Source organism: Lysobacter sp. SCRH-1R (assembly GCF_057747855.1).
In genome coordinates, this window is sequence record NZ_CM173227.1 from 409650 (window position 1) to 429449 (window position 19800).

15 protein-coding genes and 1 pseudogene are annotated in these 19800 nt (G+C 68.9%); 12 read left to right on the top strand and 4 right to left on the bottom strand.

What is annotated here, in order from left to right:
• Positions 1–35: 35 nt before the first annotated feature.
• Together AC3ANK_RS01795 and AC3ANK_RS01800 are read right to left on the bottom strand one after the other, a co-directional pair.
• On the bottom strand, positions 36–1124 hold the full coding sequence (locus AC3ANK_RS01795) for an HlyD family secretion protein (protein ID WP_484172917.1): 1089 nt from the start codon (positions 1122–1124) through the stop codon (positions 36–38).
• Between the two features lie 7 nt (positions 1125–1131).
• Positions 1132–2779: pseudogene (locus AC3ANK_RS01800) on the bottom strand (MFS transporter); the annotation flags it as partial.
• 91 nt (positions 2780–2870) lie between these two features.
• Here AC3ANK_RS01800 and ubiE point away from each other — a divergent pair.
• Entirely contained in the window at positions 2871–3644 is a 774-nt protein-coding gene (gene ubiE / locus AC3ANK_RS01805; protein ID WP_484171973.1) for a bifunctional demethylmenaquinone methyltransferase/2-methoxy-6-polyprenyl-1,4-benzoquinol methylase UbiE, read from the top strand.
• Between the two features lie 68 nt (positions 3645–3712).
• On the opposite strand, the gene treA is transcribed toward ubiE, so the two are convergent.
• Entirely contained in the window at positions 3713–5404 is a 1692-nt protein-coding gene (treA, locus tag AC3ANK_RS01810; protein WP_484171974.1) for an alpha,alpha-trehalase TreA, read from the bottom strand.
• A 70-nt stretch (positions 5405–5474) separates the two neighbouring features.
• Here treA and AC3ANK_RS01815 point away from each other — a divergent pair, with 70 nt between their 5' ends.
• The 4 genes from AC3ANK_RS01815 (at position 5475) to AC3ANK_RS01830 (ending at position 9926) form a co-directional block, all read left to right on the top strand.
• The gene (locus AC3ANK_RS01815; RefSeq protein WP_484171975.1) at positions 5475–7415 is read left to right on the top strand and encodes a M1 family metallopeptidase; all 1941 of its coding nucleotides are present in this window, start codon (positions 5475–5477) and stop codon (positions 7413–7415) included.
• Positions 7416–7581: 166 nt separating this feature from the next.
• On the top strand, positions 7582–8550 hold the full coding sequence (locus AC3ANK_RS01820) for an alpha/beta fold hydrolase (RefSeq protein WP_484171976.1): 969 nt from the start codon (positions 7582–7584) through the stop codon (positions 8548–8550).
• Positions 8547–9275, top strand: a complete 729-nt coding sequence (locus AC3ANK_RS01825; protein ID WP_484171977.1) for a hypothetical protein — start codon at positions 8547–8549, stop codon at positions 9273–9275. The genes AC3ANK_RS01820 and AC3ANK_RS01825 overlap by 4 nt, the downstream gene beginning before the upstream one ends.
• Positions 9276–9458: 183 nt before the next feature.
• Positions 9459–9926: an aminoacyl-tRNA deacylase gene (locus tag AC3ANK_RS01830; RefSeq protein WP_206860241.1), complete on the top strand. Its 468-nt coding sequence runs from the start codon at positions 9459–9461 to the stop codon at positions 9924–9926.
• Between the two features lie 89 nt (positions 9927–10015).
• On the opposite strand, the gene AC3ANK_RS01835 is transcribed toward AC3ANK_RS01830, so the two are convergent.
• Positions 10016–10948 carry a carbohydrate kinase family protein gene (locus AC3ANK_RS01835; protein WP_206860240.1) on the bottom strand — a complete coding sequence of 311 codons (933 nt, stop codon included), beginning with the start codon at positions 10946–10948 and terminating at the stop codon, positions 10016–10018.
• A gap of 298 nt (positions 10949–11246) precedes the next feature.
• Here AC3ANK_RS01835 and AC3ANK_RS01840 point away from each other — a divergent pair, with 298 nt between their 5' ends.
• From AC3ANK_RS01840 to AC3ANK_RS01870, 7 genes are all read left to right on the top strand, one after another.
• The gene (locus tag AC3ANK_RS01840) at positions 11247–12293 is read left to right on the top strand and encodes a rod shape-determining protein (RefSeq protein ID WP_115841168.1); all 1047 of its coding nucleotides are present in this window, start codon (positions 11247–11249) and stop codon (positions 12291–12293) included.
• Between the two features lie 189 nt (positions 12294–12482).
• Positions 12483–13589: a rod shape-determining protein MreC gene (gene mreC, locus AC3ANK_RS01845; RefSeq protein WP_484171978.1), complete on the top strand. Its 1107-nt coding sequence runs from the start codon at positions 12483–12485 to the stop codon at positions 13587–13589.
• Positions 13586–14071 (top strand): rod shape-determining protein MreD, encoded by a 486-nt coding sequence (mreD, locus tag AC3ANK_RS01850; RefSeq protein ID WP_206860238.1) that lies wholly within the window; start codon positions 13586–13588, stop codon positions 14069–14071. Before mreC ends, mreD begins: the two co-directional genes overlap by 4 nt.
• A 1-nt stretch (position 14072) precedes the next feature.
• Entirely contained in the window at positions 14073–16130 is a 2058-nt protein-coding gene (gene mrdA / locus AC3ANK_RS01855) for a penicillin-binding protein 2 (protein ID WP_484171979.1), read from the top strand.
• Positions 16127–17239 (top strand): rod shape-determining protein RodA, encoded by a 1113-nt coding sequence (rodA, locus tag AC3ANK_RS01860; protein ID WP_206860236.1) that lies wholly within the window; start codon positions 16127–16129, stop codon positions 17237–17239. The genes mrdA and rodA overlap by 4 nt, the downstream gene beginning before the upstream one ends.
• A gap of 154 nt (positions 17240–17393) precedes the next feature.
• Complete coding sequence (gene mltB / locus AC3ANK_RS01865) at positions 17394–18560, top strand: lytic murein transglycosylase B (RefSeq protein WP_484171980.1); 1167 nt, start codon at positions 17394–17396, stop codon at positions 18558–18560.
• On the top strand, positions 18557–19750 hold the full coding sequence (locus AC3ANK_RS01870) for a septal ring lytic transglycosylase RlpA family protein (protein ID WP_484171981.1): 1194 nt from the start codon (positions 18557–18559) through the stop codon (positions 19748–19750). The genes mltB and AC3ANK_RS01870 overlap by 4 nt, the downstream gene beginning before the upstream one ends.
• The last annotated feature ends 50 nt before the right edge of the window (positions 19751–19800 follow it).

Below are 19800 nucleotides of genomic sequence, written 5' to 3' on the forward strand. Positions count from 1 at the left end.
GCCGGAATGATGCCTCTTTTCGACTGTCGTCAACCTCAGCGCCGCGCGCCCGAGGTGTCGATGCTCACTTCCACCGACATGCCCGGATGCAGCCGCGGCGCTAGCGACTGGCCGGCGTCGATCGCGATCTTCACCGGAATGCGCTGCGCGATCTTCACGAAGTTGCCGGTGGCGTTGTCGGGCGGGAGCACGGCGAATTCGGACCCGGTGGCGGGGGAGATCTCCTCCACCCGCCCATGCAGGCGCGCGCCGCCGAGCGCGTCGACGGTGAAGCTCGCCGGCTGGCCGATGCGCACGAACTCCATCTGCGTTTCCTTCATGTTCGCCACCACCCACATGCGCTCGGGCACCAGCCCCATCAGCTGCGTTCCGACGTTGACGTACGCGCCGACGCGCACCGCGACCTGGCCGAGCTGGCCGTCGCGGGGCGCGAGGATGCGGGTGTTTTCCAGGTCGATCTCGGCCAGCCGGATCGCCGCCTGCGCACTGGCGACCGCGGCTTCCAGCACGCCGATGTTGACGGTGACGCTGCGCGCGTTCTGGCGGGCGATTTCCAGCCCGGCCTGCGCTTCCGATACGCCAGCCTGCGCCTGCGTGCTCGCCGCCTGCGCCTGGTCGCGATCGGCCTGCGACAGCAGTCGCTGGCGCGCGAGCGGTTCGATGCGTTGCAGGTCGGCGGCGGCCTTGCGCTGCAGCGCCTGTGCGTTGCGCACGGCGGCTTCGCTCTGCTCGATGCCGGCCGCCGCGCTGCGCTGCTGCTGCGCGGCGTTCGCAAGCGCGGCCTGTTCGCTCTGCAGGCGCGCCTGGGCCTGTTCGAGGCGCTGGCGGTAGATGCGGTCGTCGATCTGCACCAGCAGTTGTCCGCGCTTCACGTGCTCGAAATCCTGCACCGCCACCTTCGTGACGTAGCCGGCCAGCTGCGGCGCGATGATCGTCACCTGCCCGCGCACCATCGCGTTCTCGGTGGTCTGGATCGGGGTGCGGAACGGTGGCAGGTGCCACGCGTAGAGCACGACCAGCACGCCCGCCAGCGCGACGCCGGCGAAGGCGGCCATCTGCCAGCGTCGTCGGCGCCTGCGGGCGGCGTCGGTGCGGGAAGGTTCGGTCGGCGTGGGTGAATTCATGGAGCGGCGGTCGTGGCGGGAAGGGCGGAGGAGGCGGCGCGCGCGGCGGCGCGATCGCGTCGCAGCAGGCGCAGGCGATGGACGAGCATCCACGCCATGGTGAGCAGCGCGATGATCGCGATGAGCATGAACACATCGTTGTAGGCCAGCACGTTCGCCTCGCGTGAAGCGGCAGTGCCGAGCGCACGCACGCCCTGCTGGCTGCGCAGCGCGGGATCGGCGATGGCCTGCGCGTACGCGGCGCCGCCGGCCTGCACGCGCGCGGCGACGAGCGGGTCCTGCAGGGTGAGGTGTTCGACGAGCTGGCTGGAGTGGTACTTCTCGCGCACCGTCTGGAACGTGCCCAGCGCGGCCGTGCCGACCAGCCCGCCCAGGTTCTGCGCCATGCCGAACAGCACCACGAAGGTGATCAGGTTGCGCGGCTGCGCGATGACCTGGCCCATGCCCAGGATCATCGCCGGGCCAAGGAAATACGTGCTGCCGAAGCCGATCAGGAACTGGCTGAGCCACATGTCCTGCGGGCGCGTGAGGCTGGTGGAATGCGCATCGAGCAGCGCGCCGGTCGCGATGCATGCCAGGGCGATCGACGAGGGAATGATCATGCGCCCCGGCACGATGGTGAGCGCGCTGGCGAGGATGCCCAGCGCGCATCCCAGCGCGGTCATCGCGAACATGCCATGCATCTGGTCGTTGGTCAGGCCCAGCGCCTGCATGAAGCCCACCGCGCCGGTGCTCTGTTCCGACAAGGCGAAACGGATCAGCAGCACCGACACGCCCAGGCGCACCATCGTGCCGCTGGCGAGCCAGCGCGTGTTGATCAGCGGATTGGTGCGGAAGTGTTCCACCGCGATCGCCCCGGTGAGCAGCACGATCGCCCCGGACAGCGCCCAGCCGATCCATTCGGCGTCGAACCACCATTCCACGCGTCCCAGCGACAGCACCGCGCACAGCAGCGCCATGCCCGGCGCGAACAGCGCGAAGGTGAGGAAGTCGGTCTTCTCGAACATCTTCATGCGGTCGCTCGGCGGCAGCCGCAGCATCAGCACGCCGCCGAGGGCGATCAGCGCCATGCCGAGCTCGAACAGGTACAGGCCGCGCCATTCGCCGAACTCCAGCAGTTCGGCCGAGAAGATGCGCGCCAGCGGCGTGGCCAGCTGCGCCACGCCGATGCCGACCACGAGCCCGCGCAAGCGGTGCGCGGCCGGGAAGGCCTGCATCATGTAGTACAGCCCCAGCGTGCTCAGCGCCGCGCCCGCGATGCCGTGCGCGGCGCGCACCGCGATGGCCGATTCCAGTCCGTGGACGAACAGGTGCGCGAACGCCACCAGCGCGTACAGCGCCAGGAACACCTCGGTGAAGGCGCGCAGCCCGAACTGCTGGCGGAACTTCACCAGGATCAGGTTCACCGACACGTTGGTCATCACGTAGGCCGCGGGCAGCCACTGCACCTCGGCCGACGTCGCCCCCAACGCGCCCTGCAGGTTGAGCAGGTTGGCCGTGACCAGCGCGTTGCCCAGGCCGCCGGTGATCGCCACGAGGAACCCCACCAGGGCGAAGGCGGCCCGGCGGGGCGGCGAGTGCAGCGGGGTGGAGGGCGAGCCCGGGACCTTCGGGCGCTCGTGCTCGGCCCACTCGCGCGGCGCGTAACGGCTCATCGGCGCGGACGTCCTCCTGGCAGCGGCATGGGCGAGGAGGCGGGCCCGCCCGGCGACGGTGAATTCTCGCACGGGGTGCGATAATCGCCGCATGAACGATTCCCAGCACAAGCCAGGCGCCACATCCGGCACGACCCACTTCGGTTTCCGCGACGTGCCCACGGGCGAGAAGCAGAAGCTCGTCGGGCAGGTCTTCTCGTCGGTCGCGCGCAACTACGACCTGATGAACGACCTGATGTCGCTGGGCATCCACCGCGTGTGGAAGCGCTATTTCGTCGGCACCTGCCAGGTCAAGCGCGGCGACCGCGTGCTCGACCTCGCCGGCGGCACCGGCGACATCGCGCTGTTGCTGCGCGATCGCGTGGGCCAGTCGGGCAGCATCGTGCTGGGCGACATCAACGGCGCGATGCTGCGCGTGGGCCGCGACCGCATGACCGACATGGGCAAGGTCGCCGGCTTCGAATACGTGCAGATGAACGCCGAGAAGCTGCCGTTCCCGGACGGCAGCTTCGACCTGGTGACGATCGCCTTCGGCCTGCGCAACGTCACCGACAAGGACGCCGCGCTGCGCGAGATGCATCGCGTGCTGAAAGTCGGCGGCCAGGCGCGCGTGCTGGAGTTCTCGGAAGTGAAGGCGGACTGGTTCAAGCCGATCTACGACTTCCATTCGTTCCAGGTGCTGCCGCGCCTGGGCAAGCTGTTCGCCAACGACGCCGACAGCTACCAGTACCTGGCCGAGAGCATCCGCAAGCATCCGCCGCAGGACGAGCTGAAGTCGATGATGCAGGCGGCGGGGTTCGGACGTTGCGACTATCGCAATCTGTCGGCGGGGATCGTGGCGATCCACACCGGCTACAAAGTTTGAAGCAGCGCAGCGAACGGGCGTTGAGGTAAACGTCATCCCGGCGAAAGCCGGGGTCCAGGCCCATGCTGTTACCGCGCGCTTTGGCGCGCCTGCGGGTAGCGCACCAGCAACGCGCGCACCACCCCGTTCGTCCACCCGAACCCATCCTGCAGCGGATATTCCCCGCCGGCGCCGTGCGCCTGGCCCGTGGCGTCGTACTTCTCGACGAGCTTGTGCTTCTGCTCGAACACGCGCCGCACCTCGCCCAGGAATCCGTTCGCGATGTCCGCGGCCAGCGCATCCTCGCCGTAACGACGCAGGCCTTCGACCGCGACCCACTGCAACGGCGCCCACGCGTTCGGCGCGTCCCATTGCTGGCCCGTGCGCAACGTCGTCGTGAGCAGTCCGCCGGGTTGCAGCAAGTGCGTGCGGACCGTCGCTGCCGTGAGCTTCGCGCGCTGCGGCGACGCGATGCCGACGAACAGCGGCGTCAGCGATGCGGCCGTCACCTGCGCGCTGACCTGGCGACGCTTCCAGTCGTAATCGGCGTAGAAGCCGTCGGCGTTCCACAGGTGCTTTGCGATGGCGGCGGCACGCTGCTTCGCACGTTCGTCGAACTCGCGCGCGCACTCGGGCTGCGCGTCCTTGCGGCATGCCAGCGCGATCGTCGTTTCCAGGTGGTGCATCAGGCTGTTGAGATCGACCGGCACGAAGGCGGTGGTGCGGATCGTGCCCAGCGTCCGGCCATCGCCGAGCCAGCGGCTCGAATAGTCCCAGCCGCTTTCCGCACCGGCGCGCAGCTCGCGGAACACTTCGGGCGCAGGACGATCCGGGACGCCCGCCGCGGTGCGCACGTCGTGCTGCCATGCTTCCGGGCGCGGCGTGTCGCGATCGTCCCAATAGCGGTTGAGCACGCTGCCATCGGCCAGCCGGACCACGCGACGCGACGCCTCGCCGGGCGCGAGCGACTGCGCATCGCGCATCCACCACGCGTGCTCGCGGCGCAGTTGCGGCAGGTAACGGCGATACAACGCGTCGCCGTCCGCGCGCGCTTCCAGTTCGACCATGTGCGAGAAGTACGGCGGTTGCGAACGGCTCAGGTAGTACGTGCGCGCGCCGTTGGGAATGTGGCCGTATCCGTCGATCATCGCCGCGAAGTTCGCCAGCATGTCGCGCGCGGAATCGCGCCGGCCGCTTTCGATCAGGCCGAGCATCGTGAAGTACGAATCCCAGTAGTACATCTCGCGGAAACGCCCGCCCGGCACGACGTACGGATGCGCCAGCGAGAGCCGGCTGTCGTAAGGCAGCGGCGCGGGATCGGTACGCGTGAGCTGCGGCCACAGTCCGTCGATGTGCGCCGCGAGCGTGCGCCCGACCGCGACCTTCGACGTCATCGCCCGTGGCGGCAGTTCGAAATTCGCCTGCACGAAGGCGCGCAGGTCGAAGTCCGGCGCGTCGCGCATGGCGAGGAATCCGGCATGGATCGCGGCCGGATCGCGCAAAGGCCGTGCGTCTGCGAAGGTCTTCTGGTCGTCGAACAGGCCCGCCTGCTGCACCGCGGCGAACAAGGCCGGATAGGTGCCATCGGGCGTTTCGACCGGCGCAAGCGCGGACGTTTCCGGCGCGGCGGTTGCGGCGCGCTGCTGGACCGGCGCGCCCGTGCAGGCGGCGAGGGCGCCCAGCAGCAGGACGACGAAGGACGGACGAATGGCGTGGTCGAAGGCGCGACGGCTCAAGGCAGGCTCCCGGCGAGGGTCCGGGCAGGGTAGGCGGGCGCGCATCGCCGTCGCGTGAGGCGACGCGCCCGGCCGCGCTACACTCGCCCGCTCACCCGCCATATCCGGTCCTCCCATGCGTTATTCGATGCTGACCCTGTGCCTTGCCGCCGCCCTCGCCGCCGGTTGCTCGCGCGATGCCGCGCCGCCCGCCGACACCGCCGCGAAGGACACCGCCGCCGCCACGACCGCCGACCAGAAGAACGTCGCCGAAGTGGACGAGTACTCCTTCGCGCAGCCCGACAAGGTCCGCATCGACGACCTCGCGCTGGAACTGAAGGTCGACTTCGACAACAAACAGCTCGGCGGCAGCGCGACGTACACGCTGCAGTGGCTCGACCAGAACGCCACGCAGCTGGTGCTGGACACGCGCGATCTCACCATCGAGAAGGTCGTTGGCGAACGCAGCGACGGCAAGTGGGAAGACCTGAAGTTCGCGCTCGCCGACAAGGACAAGGTGCTCGGCAGCAAGCTCACCATCGAGACGCCGCAGCGCAATCCGCGCATCCGCGTCACCTACCACACCTCGCCCGATGCGTCGGGCCTGCAGTGGCTCACGCCGGAGATGACGCAGGGCAAGAAGACGCCCTTCATGTTCAGCCAGTCGCAGCAGATCCACGCGCGTTCGTGGGTGCCGCTGCAGGACACGCCGCGCGTGCGATTCACCTACACCGCGCACGTGACCGCGCCGCAGGACGCGATGGTGCTGATGAGCGCCGACAACGATCCCAAGGCCGCGCGCGACGGCGACTACACGTTCAAGATGCCGCAGAAGATTCCGTCGTACCTGCTGGCGATCGCCGCGGGCGACCTGGTCTTCCAGCCGATCAGCGAACGCGCCGGCGTGTGGGCCGAGCCGGGCATGGTGGAAAAGGCGGCCGACGAGTTCGCCGACACCGACAAGATGATGCAGACCGCCGAGCGCCTGTACGGCCCGTATCGCTGGGGCCGTTACGACATCCTCGTGCTGCCGCCGTCGTTCCCGTACGGCGGCATGGAGAACCCGCGCCTGACCTTCGCCACGCCGACGGTGATCGTGGGCGACAAGTCGCTGGTCTCGCTCGTCGCGCATGAGCTGGCGCACAGCTGGTCCGGCAACCTGGTGACGTTCTCCACGCCGAAGGACAGCTGGCTCAACGAAGGCTTCACCAGCTACGTCGAGAACCGCATCGTCGAGGACCTGTACGGCAAGGAAGCGGCCGACATGGAGAAGGTCATCTCGCGCAACGAACTGGCCGCCGAATACAAGGAGCTCGATCCCAAGCTGCAGGTGCTGGCGCTGCGTCCGGGCACGCTGGCCGACCCGGACGGGCAGAGCAGCTCGACCGTGTACACCAAGGGAGCGTGGTTCCTGCAGTTCCTGGAGGAGCGTTTCGGCCGCGAGGCATTCGACCCGTTCCTGAAGGAATACTTCAACCACTTCGCGTTCCAGTCGATCCCGACGACGAAGTTCATCGAGTACGCCAAGGCGAACCTGCTCGACAAGTACCCGGGCAAGGTGACCGAAGCCGAGCTCGACCAGTGGATCTACGAACCGGGCGTGCCGGATACGGCGCCCAAGACCGTGTCGCCGCGTTTCGACGCGGTGGACGCCGCGCGCAAGGCGTGGCTCGACAGCGGCACGCTTCCCGTGAAGGACGCGACGTCGAAGTGGAGCACGCAGGAGTGGGTGCACTTCATCGACGGCATGCCGGAAACGCTCAAGCCCGGGCAGCTGGCCGCGCTCGACGCCGCGTTCCACTTCACCGGGACGCCCAACGGCGAGATCGCGCAGCGCTGGTATCCGCTGGCCGTGCGTAGCGGTTACACGCAGGCCAATGCCGCCGCGGCGGAGTTCATCGCACGCGTGGGCCGTCGCAAGCTGATCATGCCCACGTATGCGGAACTGGTGAAAACGCCGGAAGGTTTGAAGCTCGCGGAAGAAACCTTCGCCAAGGCGCGTGCGGGGTATCACCCGATCACGACGCAGTCGGTGGAGGAGACGATCGCTGGGGCGAAACAGCCGCCGAAGTCGTAAAAGCGCTGCGCTTCTGCTCCTCCCCCTGTGTGCAGGGGGAGGTTGGGAGGGGGTAAGCGGCGCCCAAGCGCCGGGTTCCCGAGCGTGACCGCGCCGTGTACGCCACCCCTCCCCAACCCTCCCCTGCAAGCAGGGGAGGGAGTCCGCCGGGAAGGGGAGGGAACACGTGCGTTCTCGATCGCTGCGGTTCATTGCAATCATCGCCACCGCGCTGCTGCTCCTCGCAGCAGCCTCCCTCTGGCACAACCCCTACGCGCTCATCAGCGGCGACTTCACCCGCCAGCGCCTCGCCGCGGGTCTGTCGAAAGCCAGCGTGCAGATTGGCGAGGACCACTGGGTCTACGCCCACGACGACACCGCATCGGCCAACGTGCCCACCATCGTCATGCTGCACGGCTTCACCGGCAGCAAGGAAAACTGGTTTCCGGTCGCGCGCCTTCTGCGCGAACGTTACCGCGTGATCGTTCCCGACCTCCCCGGCTGGGGCGAATCGAACCGCATCGAAAACGCCGACTACGGCTTCCTCGCGCAAAGCGAACGCGTTGCACGCTTCCTCGATGCCGCATCTCCGGAAGAACCTGTCGTACTGCTCGGCCATTCGATGGGCGGCGGCGTCGCGGCGCTCACGGCCGCGCGGCATCCCGAGCGCGTTGCACGCGTGGGGCTCGTCGACGCCGCCGGCGTCCGGTTCCACGACAACCGGTTCGGCCTGGACGTGCTCGCCGGGAAGAACCCGTTCGCCGTGTACGACGAAGCGTCGCTGCAGCGCTATCTCGACACGGTGTTCTTCGACGACGACGCCAGACCGCTGATTCCGTGGCCCGCCGACCGCATCTACATCGCGCGCCGCAAGCGCGATGCCGCGTTCGAACAGCGCGTGCTCGACCGCATCGGCCGCGGCGACGAACGTTTCCTGCCCGGCGACGAGGCCGCGCGCATCGACCAGCCCGCGCTGCTGCTATGGTGCCGCCAGGATGCGGTGATCGACGCGAGCGCGCTGGAGCTCTACGCGCAGCGCATGCCGCAGGCGCGACGCGTGCTGCTGGACGGCTGCGGACACATGTCGATCATGGAAAAACCCGAGGCGGTCGCGCGCGCCGTGACCGAGCTGATCGAACGAGGAAAACACCGATGAAACACGCTGCACCGAAGTGGTCCGCCATCGTGCTCGCAGGGGCACTGGCCGCATGCCAGCCGGCCACCGATCCGAAGGCCGAGGCGGCCGCGCAGGCTGCCGCGCAGGAACAGGCCGCGGATGAAATGGCGAAGGCGTTCGAAGCCGAATACGGCAAGCAGAACTGGGAACTCGCGCGTGCACACGGCGACGTACTGGCGGCCAAGTATCCGGCGAGCGCCGCGTTCGCCCGCATCGAAACGCGTTACAACGAGGTCAAGGACAAGGCCGCGCAGGCACGCGAACAGCGCCGGACCGCCGCCTTGTGGACCTACCAGGCCCAGCCGCTCGACAAGGGCGAACAGGTGTCGGCATCGATCTACGCGAAGGATTACGTCGACACCGACGGCAGCGGCCCGCGCCCGGTGCAGCTGATCTTCCGCGATCGACCGGACTGGGGCCGCAGCAGCTACCTCGTGCTGGAGAAGGGCGATTTCGACTGCTACGGCGGCTGCAAGGTGAAGCTGAAGGTCGACGACGCCGAGCCGAAGCGCGTGGATGCGAGCCGCCCGAAGACCGACGAAGCCATCGCGATGTTCATCGAGGACGAGAAGATGCTGTGGAAGACGGTGAAGTCCGCGAAGGTCATCGCGATCGAATTCCCGGTGAAGGCCGGCGGCACGCGCACCGCGGTGTTCGAGGTGGGCGGGCTGGATTCGTCGAAGATGCCGTCGAAATGGAACTGATGCGCGGACATCCCTGAACGTCCGGCGCCTGCACGCAGCCTTACGCATTGCCTTCGTAAGCTCCGCACCGATGCCGGCGTTCGCCGTGCATCGGGCGGCACGCACACGGAAGGCGCGCCGGTTCGCCAGCCACGCGGTCGCGAACGGAACGCCGGCGGCGTGGCCCATCGGGTGGAGGACGCCATGCTCTCCCCACGTCTGCACAACCTGCTCGACCAGGGCCAGGCGCCCTACACGACGCTCACGCACCCGCGCACGGTGACGGCGCACGAAACCGCATCGGCGGTGCGCGTGGAGCCCAACCACTTCGCCAAGACGGTGATGATCAAGGCCGACGGCCGGCTCGCGATGGTGGTGATGCCGTCGACGTATCGCGCCGATCTGTATCGGCTGTCATTGGCGCTCGGCGGCGTGCCGGTGGAACTGGCGGAAGAGACCGAATTCCGCGACGCCTTCCCCGACTGCGAACCCGGCGCGATGCCGCCGTTCGGCCATCTGTACGGCATGCCGGTCTACATCGACTCGCGCCTGGCGCACCAGGAGGAAATCGCGTTCAACGCAGGCAACCACACCGAAGTGGTGCGCATGCCGTATGCGGAGTTCGAGCGGCTCGCGGCGCCGGAGATGCTCTGGTTGGCGCACATGATGTAGAGCCGTGATTGGTGATTCGGGATTCGTGATTCGAAGAGCGAAAACACGGCGCTCCCCGAATCACGAATCACCATTCGCGAATCACGGCTTCACAGCGCGTAACCGAACTGCTGCTTGAACTGCTCGTTGAACTCGTCGAAATCGAAGCGCTGGTTCTGCGTGCCGGGATGTTCGACCTTCAGCGCGCCCATCAGGTTGCCCATGCGGCCGATGGTCAGCCAGTCGTAGCCCTTTTCGATGCCGAAGATCAGGCCGGCGCGGAACGCATCGCCGCAACCGGTCGGATCGGTCACGCGACGCTCGTGCGCGGGCGGGACGTCGATGGTCTTTTCCGGCGTGTGGATCTGCGAACCGTGCGGACCGCGTGTGGTGATGTACGCCTTCACGCGCTTGACGATGTCGTTCTCGCTCCAGCCGGTGCGTTCCTGCAGCAGGTTGGACTCGTAGTCGTTGACGGTGACGTAGTCGGCCAGCTCGATGAAGTTGCGCAGTTCCTCGCCGTTGAACAGCGGCATGGCCTGGCCCGGATCGAAGATGAAGGGGATGCCCGTGTCGGCGAATTCCTGCGCGTTCTGCAGCATGCCTTCGCGGCCGTCGGGGCTGACGATGCCGAAGGTCACGCCCGCAACGTCGCGCACGTGGTTCTCGTACGAACGCATCATCGCGCCCGGATGGAACGCGGTGATCTGGTTGTTGTCGTGGTCGGTGGTGATGAAGGCCTGCGGCGTGAAGAGCTCTTCGATCTCCTTCACCTGCGACAGGTTGATGCCGCACTGTTCGAAATGCTCGCGGTACGGCGCGAAATCCTGGCCGACGGTGGCCATCGGGATCGGGTCGCCGCCCAGCAGCTTGAGGTTGTAGGCGATGTTGCCGGCGCAGCCGCCGAACTCGCGGCGCATCCGCGGCACCAGGAAGGACACATTCAGGATGTGCACCTTGTCGGGCAGGATGTGGTTCTTGAACTGGTCGGGGAACACCATGATGGTGTCGTAGGCCAGCGAGCCGCAGATCAGTGCAGACATCGAAATTCCCAGGGTCGAGGGCCGTCCGCGGCGCGGTTCCGGCGTGGTGCGTGAGGTCACGGAGCGACGGCCAGGTGCCGCGCGGGCGCTAGGGTAGCGGCTGGGGGCGCCGGCGGCCAGCCGCCGGGGAGCTGAACCGTTCCGGCGGCTCGGGATAGGACGCTTCCGAAACGTGACCTTCGATGGCACGAAGTGCCCGGAATTGCAGGTTTTTTCCTTGTGCCGCAAGGGGGCGGTTGCTAGGCTAGCGAACCCCTCACGCGCCTCTCACGCCCACCTTTCCGACGGCCGATCCTCGATGTTCAAGAAGTTCCGCGGCATGTTTTCCAACGACCTGTCCATCGACCTGGGCACGGCGAACACCCTCATCTACGTCCGCGGCCAGGGGATCGTCCTGAACGAGCCGTCGGTCGTGGCCGTCCGCCAGGACCGCCTGATCGGCGGCAACCGCACGGTGGCGGCGGTCGGCAGCGAGGCCAAGATGATGCTCGGGCGCACCCCGGGCCACATCACGACTATCCGGCCGATGAAGGACGGCGTCATCGCCGACTTCACCTACACCGAGGAAATGCTCAAGCACTTCATCCGCAAGGTGCATAAGAGCCGTTTCCTGCGCCCGAGCCCGCGCGTGCTGGTCTGCGTGCCGTGCGGCTCGACCCAGGTGGAGCGCCGCGCGATCAAGGAATCGGCCGAAGAGGCCGGTGCCCGCGAGGTCTACCTCATCGAGGAGCCCATGGCGGCCGCCATCGGCGCCGGCATGCCGGTGACCGAGGCCCGCGGCTCGATGGTGGTGGACATCGGCGGCGGCACCACGGAAGTGGCGGTCATCGCGCTCAACGGCATCGTCTATTCGGCGTCGGTCCGCATCGGCGGCGACCGCTTCGACGAGTCGATCATCAGCTACGTCCGCCGCACCTACGGCACGCTGATCGGCGAAGCCACCGCCGAGCGCATCAAGCTCGAGATCGGCTGCGCCTACCCGCAGCAGAAGGCGGCGACGGTCGAAGTCTCCGGCCGCAACCTCGCCGAGGGCGTGCCGAAGATGATCACCATCAACTCCAACGAGGTGCTGGAAGCCCTGCGCGAGCCGCTGGCCGGCATCGTCTCGGCGATCAAGCTGGCGCTGGAGCAGACCCCGCCGGAACTGTGCGCCGACGTCGCCGAGCGCGGCATCGTCCTGACCGGCGGCGGCGCGCTGCTGCGCGACCTGGACCGCCTGATCAGCGAGGAAACCGGCCTGCACGTGCAGGTCGCCGACGACCCGCTGACCTGCGTCGCCCGCGGCGGCGGCCGCGCGCTGGAGCTGGTCGACATGCACGGCAACGAGTTCTTCGCGCCGGAATGATCGAAACCGGGCGCCGGAACGGGGTATTCGCAAGCCCCGAGCCGACACGTCCCGGCATGAACCTGCATCGCGGCCGGCCGAGGGGGATTCCCGCCCGGCCGCGAATGTCGAAGTCCCACACCTGATCCGCCTCTTCCGGCCCCGATGCCCACTTACGCCGGCCCTCCCACCTCCGCACGCTCCGGTGACGTGGCCGGCACGCTCAAGCTGCTGGCGTACCTCGCGCTGGCGGTGGTGCTGATCGTGCTCGACCATCGTGGCGGCTGGCTCGCGCAGGCGCGCCGGCAGGTGACGCTGATGGTGCAGCCGCTGTGGATGGTCGCCGGCTGGCCGGGGCAGGTGGTCGATCGGGTCCGCGAGGACGCCGGCACGCTCGCGCAGCTCACCGCCGAGAACCGACGCCTTCGCAACGAGGCGATGCTCAACCAGGCGCGGATGGCGCGCCTCGCCACGCTCGCGGCGGACAATGCCCGCCTGCGCGGCCTGCTCGACGCCGCCCAGACCGGCAACCTCGACGTGGTGCTGGCGCCGGTGCTCGACATCGACCTGGACCCGGCGCGGCAGCGCCTCGTCCTCAACGCCGGCACGCGCGAGCGCGTGCAGGTCGGGCAGAACGTGATCGACGCCAACGGCCTGCTCGGTCAGGTCATCGCCGTGACGCCGATGTACGCCAACGTGCTGCTGCTGACCGATCCCTCGCACGCCGTGCCGGTGGCGGTCGCACGCAACGGGGTGCGGCTGGTCGTGTACGGCGAGGGCCGCAGCGACAAGCTGCGCCTGACGAGCGTGCCGCTGTCCAGCGACGTGAAGGTCGGCGACGTGCTGGTCACCTCCGGCCTGGGCGGCCGGTTCGCGCCGGGTTTCCCGGTCGGCAAGATCGCCTCGCTCAAGCCCGACGACAGCCGCGCGTTCCTCGTCGGCGAAGTCACGCCGGCGGCGCAGCTCGATCGTGGTCGCGAAGTGCTGGTGCTGCTGTCGATGCCCAATCCGTTGCCGGGCGCGACCGCGTTCACGCCGGCCGATCCAGCGGGGACCGGCCCGATGCCCGCTGCGGGCACGCAGGGTGCGACGCCCGGCGCCACGACGGCTGCGCCGCAGGGCGCCGTTCCGGCGGGAACGACGCAGCCGGCCAACACGGGCGCTTCCGTTCCTCCGAACACGGCGAACCCCGCGCCCGCGAACGATCCCGCGACGCGCCCGGCCGCCCCGCAGGCGCCCGCCACACGCACGCCTTCGCCCACGCCGCCGGCGAATGCCCCGGCGACGCGCACCCCGCCTCCGGAGCCCCGCCGATGACCCGCGCCCGTCCGCAATGGGTGCTGCCGGTCAGCCTGCTGGTCGCGCTCCTGCTCATGCTGATGCCGCTGCCGCCGGCGGTGCAGCCGCTGCGTCCGTACTGGCTGGCGCTGGTGCTGGCGTACTGGGTGATCGAGAACCCCGACCACGTCGGCCTCGGCGTCGCCTTCATCATCGGCTTGCTTGGCGACCTGGTCACCGGCAGCCTGTTCGGCGAACAGGCGCTGCGGCTGGTGGTGATGGCCTACATCCTGCAGCGCTTCCGCGCGCGGCTGCGCTTCTTCCCGATGTCGCAGCAGGCGCTGGCGATCGGCGGCCTGCTGCTGAACGACTGCATCGTCACCGCCGCGATCCACATCGCCGTCGGCAGCCAGCCGCTGCATCCGCTGCGGTGGCTTTCGCCGGTGACCGGCATGGTGCTGTGGCCGCTGGCCTACGTCGCGCTGGACTCGCTGCGCCACGGCCGGTGGAGGGCGCGCTGAGATGGGCCCGCGCCGCCGCGTCCTGAAGAACAGCGCAGCCGAAGCCAACCAGTTCCGACTGCGCTCCGCGATCGCCTTCCTGTGCGTGCTGGTGGCGATCCTGGGCCTGGGGTTCTGGTACTTCCGCCTGCAGGTCTGGCAGCACGACGACTACGCCACGCGCTCGGAAGCCAACCGTGTCAAGCTGCGTCCGGTGGTGCCCGGACGCGGGCTGATCCTGGATCGCAAGGGCCGCGTGCTGGCCGACAACGTGCCGGCTTACCGCATCGAGGTAACGCCCTTCGAAGCCGGCAAGTCCGGCGACTGGCTGCCGTCGCTGGCGAAGATCGTCGCGCTGACGCCCGAGGACATCGCCCGCTTCGAGGACGAACGCCGCGCCACCCGCGGCTACAAGCCGATCACCCTGAAGCTGCGCGTCACCGAGGAGGAGGCCGCGCGGTTCGCGGTCGATCGCTGGCGCTATCCGGGCGTGGACCTCGTCCCGTACCTCAATCGCCGCTACCCCTATGGCGAACTGCTGTCGCATGTCATCGGCTACGTGGGCCGCATCGACGCCGACGACCTGAAGGAACTCGGCGAGGGCGGAGCGGCGCTGACCCACATCGGCAAGACCGGGCTGGAGCGCTATTACGAGGAGGCGCTGCGCGGCAAGGTCGGTTACGAGCAGATCGAAACCAACGTCGACGGCCGCCCGATGCGCCAGGTCGGCCACGTGCCGGCGACACCGGGCGCCGATCTGCGCCTGAGCATCGACCTCGACCTGCAGCAGGCGATGGTGACCGCGTTCGGCGACATGGACGGTTCGGCCATCGCGATGGACCCGCGCACCGGCGAGATCCTCGGCATGGTCAGCCTGCCGGGCTACGACACGAACCTGTTCGTCAACGGCATCTCGAACGTCGATTACCGCGCGCTGATGGACAACCCGTCGCGGCCGCTGTTCAACCGCAACGTGCTCGGCGGCGGGCCGCCGGGTTCGACGGTGAAGCCGCTGATCGCGCTCGCCGGCCTCGACAGCGGCCTGCGCCGGCCCGAGGACGCGGTGTTCTCCACCGGTACGTTCTACATCCCCGGCCAGCGCCGCGGCTGGCGCGACGCGCACGGCGGCGCGGGCTGGACCGACCTGCGCAAGTCGATCGCCGCGTCGGTGAACTACTACTACTACAAGCTCGCCTACGACATGGGCATCGAGCGCTTCGACGAATACATGCGCAGGTATGGATTCGGCGAACGCACCGGCATCGACCTGGCCGGCGAGAACAAGGGCGTGGTGCCGTCGCCCGAATGGAAGCGCACGCGCAGCAAGGAGCCGTGGTACGCGGGCGAGACGGTCAACGCCGGCATCGGCCAGGGCTACTGGATCGCCACCACGCTGCAGCTGGTGCGCGGGACGGCGGCGATCGCGAACGGCGGGCGCCTCGTGCGCCCGCACCTCGTCGCGGAACGCCGCAACGGTTACGACACGCCGTGGGTGCCGCTGCCGCAGCCGACGCCGCCGCTCATCACCGACAAGCCCGACAACCTGCGCGCGGTGCAGGAAGGGATGATGGCGACGATGGGGCCGGGCGGCACCGGCCGCGCCATGGCCGTCGGCGCGCCGTACCTGATGGCGGGCAAGACCGGCACCGCGCAGAAGATCAGTCGCAAGGGCAGCCAGAGTTTCGATCCGCACTCGCTGCCGTACCACCTGCGTCACCAGGCGCTGTTCGTCGGCTATGCGCCGGCCGACAACCCGACGATCGTGGTGGCCATTTCGGTCGAACACGGCGGCTTCGGCGGCAGCACCGCGGCGCCGATCGCGCGCAAGATCTTCGACGCATGGTTGCTGGGCAAGATGCCCGAACCGGTGCCGACCGATCCGAAGTACACGCGTCCGGCGCAACCGCATGCGGCGCCGGTCGTGGCCGCCGCCGCGACGCAGGGCGCGCCGGTGGCACCGATCCTGCCGACGCCGCGCGCCGTCGTCGCAACTCCGCCTGCCGCGAGCGGAACGACGCAAGCGCAGCCGCAACCGTCGCAACCGCAGACGCAGACCCCGCCCCAGGAGCCCACCCGATGAGGCAGATCCTGCGCTGGCTGTTCGACCTGCTGGTGCGCTTCGCGCGCACGCTCGACCTGCCGCTGCTGGGCGCGCTGCTCGCGCTGATGGGAATCGGCCTGGCCGTGCTCTACAGCGCCGCCGATCATTCCGTCGGTCTGGTAGTGCGCCAGGGCGCATTCTTCGTCGCCGGGCTGGGCGTGATGTGGGCGCTGTCGCGCGTGCCGCCGAACCAACTGCGCAACTGGACCCCGATCGTGTTCGGCGCCTCGCTGCTGCCGCTGCTGCTGGTGTTGCTGATCGGCACCGGCAAGCACGGCCGCCACTGGATCAACCTCGGCGTGGTCTACGTGCAGCCGGCGGAACTGCTCAAGCTGAGCCTGCCGATGATGGTCGCCTGGTACCTCGACCGCCAGGCGCTGCCGCCGCGTTTCCGCACCGTGCTGATGGCGGGCCTGCTGATCGCCGCGCCGACCGGGCTGATCCTGCTGCAACCGGACTTCGGCACCGCGATGCTGGTGGCGATGAGCGGCGCCTTCGCCCTGTATCTGGCCGGCCTGCCGTGGTGGTGGTTCGGCATGGCGTTCGGCGCGGTCGCGGCGGTCGCGCCCGTCGCGTGGTTCTGGCTGCTGCGGCCGTACCAGAAGGACCGCATCCTCACCTTCCTCAACCCCGAATCCGACCCGCTCGGCACCGGTTGGAACATCATCCAGTCGAAGATCGCCATCGGCGCCGGCGGCCTCACCGGCAAGGGCTGGGGGCAGGGCTCGCAGTCGCACCTGAACTACCTGCCTGAACACACCACCGACTTCATCTTCGCCGTGCTGAGCGAGGAATTCGGCTGGATGGGCGTGGCCACCGTTCTGGCGCTGTACCTTTTCGTGATCGGCCGCTGCCTGTGGATCGCCTCCGAGGCGCGCGACGGCTATTCGCGCCTGATCGCCGGCGCGCTCGGCCTGGCGTTCTGCGTGTACGTGATCGTCAATGGCGGAATGATCTCCGGCCTGCTGCCGGTGGTCGGCGTGCCGATGCCGTTGCTGAGCTACGGCGGTACCTCGGCCGTGTCGCTGCTGGCCGGGTTGGGCGTGGTGATGGCGGTGCGGGCGCATCGGCCGATCTACGCGCGCTGATGCGCTTCGCTGATCCTTTTTCCTGCACGAGCGTGGCGACGCGATACGCACCTGGAGCGCGTATCGAAGCGGGCTCGAGCGAACCTGACTGATGCCCCCTGCGCGCATGAACACGCGGTTTTTGCCTCGCGGAACGCGTGCTACCCTCCCGGCGATGACCCGACGCCACTTCACCCGTAGCGCCGCGATCAGCGCGCTTGTTGCCGCGTTGGCCGGTTGCGCCACCCAGGCCCAGGCGCCCGCGCCGCAGACCCCCGCCGCCTCCGCTCCCGCCGCCGCCGCGAAGCCGCGCCCCGTGCCGGGCACGCCGGCCTTGCCGGAGCCCGTCGTGCAGCAGCCGATCGACATCGCGCGCGCCGCGTTCGTGCGCGAGACCGCCGCGCAGTACGGCATTGATCCGGCGTACATCGAATCGGTGCTCGCCCAGGCCGAGATCCGCGACAGCATCATCGCCGCGATGTCGAAGCCGGCCGAGGCCAAGCCATGGCGCGATTACCGGCCAATCTTCATCACCCGGTCGCGCGTCGACGGCGGTCGCGCGTTCCTCGCCGAGCATCGCGACGAACTCATGCGCGCTGAAGCCAAATTCGGCGTTCCGGCCGAAGTGATCGTCTCGATCATCGGCGTGGAAACCAATTACGGCCGCAACACCGGTTCGTACCCGGTGCTCGATGCGCTCTACACGCTCGCTTTCGCCTATCCGCGCAGCGGCGATCCGGCCAGGCTCGATCGCGAGAACCGCCGCGAGGCCTTCTTCCGTGGCGAGCTGGCGCAGCTGTTCGCGCTGGGCAAGGAAACCGGGCTGGACATCACCACGCTCAAGGGCAGCTACGCCGGTGCGATGGGCTGGGGCCAGTTCATGCCGTCCAGCTACCGCGAGTTCGCCGTGGACGGCGACGGCGACGGCAAGCGCGATCTGTTCAACAACCTCGACGACGTGTTCGCCTCCATCGCCAACTATTTCGTGAAGAAGGGCGGCTGGGAGCGCGGCGGTCCGGTCACGGTGCGTGCCAACGCCGCCGCGAACGCGCAGCCGATCGAGCCGGAAAGCCTGGACCCGCTGTACACGATGGACGAGCTGGCGCAGCGCGGTTTCCGTCCGCTCACGCCGGTGACGCCGGCCGCGCAGCACGCCACGGTGGTGATGCTCGACGGCACCAGCGGGCCGGAGTACTGGTTCGGCTTCCGCAACTTCTACGCGATCACCCGCTACAACATCTCCAAGCATTACGCGATGGCGGTGTACCTGCTGGGCGAGGCGATCGCCGGCCGAAGCGACGCGGACGTCGCCGCCGTTCCGAACGGGCAGCCGTCGGCATGATGCGCCCGGCCGCCCTGCGCACCGTGGTCGCCCGGACGCTCCTGGCGGTCGCGGTGCTCACCCTCGCGGCGTGCGCGAGTTCGCCGAAGAAGTCCGGCTCCGAGTCGGTCGCGATGCCCGATCGCGGCGTGCACCACGCGCCGTTGCCCGGCGGCAAGAAGAAATCCCCGTACGCGCCGGCGAAGGAAGATCCCAGCACGCGCGGCCACTACACCGCCGGCGGCCTGTACAAGCCGGGCGTGAAGGACAGCACGCCGGATCACATCCCCGACGTGGACGCCATCCCCGAGCCGGACGTCACCAACGAACCGCGTTCGCCGGTGGGGAACCGGCCCAAGTACGTCGTGCTCGGCAAGACCTACAAGGTGCTGGACACGCCGAAGGGCTATGTCGAGCGCGGAACGGCGTCGTACTACGGGCAGAAATTCCACGGCCGCCGCACGTCGAACCTGGAGGTGTACGACATGTACGCCTTCACCGCCGCGCACAAGACGCTGCCACTGCCGAGCTTCGCGCGCGTGACCAACCTCGACAACGGCAAGTCTGTGGTGGTGCGCGTCAACGATCGCGGGCCGTTCCATGATGGACGCCTGATCGACCTCAGCTACGCGGCGGCGGTGAAGCTCGGCATCACCCAGCGCGGCACCGGCAAGGTGGAAGTGCGCGCGCTGATGCCGGGGGACGAGGAACGCGTCTACGCGTCCGCGCCGAAGACGCCCGAGCCCGCTTCGCCCGTCACGGCGCCGGCACCGGTGAAACCGCCGAGCGCGATGGACCGGCTGGTCGCGGCGATCCCGGTGTCGGCCGCGAACGCCGCGGAGCTCCCGCCCGGCGTGCGCATCGCCACCGGCAAACCGACCCCCATCGCGAGCCAGGCCGGCAAGTTCGCCCAGGCCGTCGCGGCGGCGAAGGCCGCGCCGCCGCCGGCGATTCCCGCACCGGCAATCGACCTCGGTGGGGACAACGTCGTCTTCCAGGTCGCCAGCTTCACCGCCCGTGCCAACGCCGATCGCGCCCTGGGCCGCCTGCGCGCGGCCGGCATCGATACGGCCCAGATCAGCGACGCCAGCGCCAACGGCCAGACCGTGTGGCGGTTGCGCGTCGGTCCGCTGCAGGCCGCGCAGGCCACGGAACTTGCGCAGCGCATCGCGGGTCTGGGATTCGGGCAGCCGCAGCGCGTCCGCGACTAGAATTCTTCTCACTCATCGTCAACCGCCGGTCCGCGCCGGCGCCGGAGCCG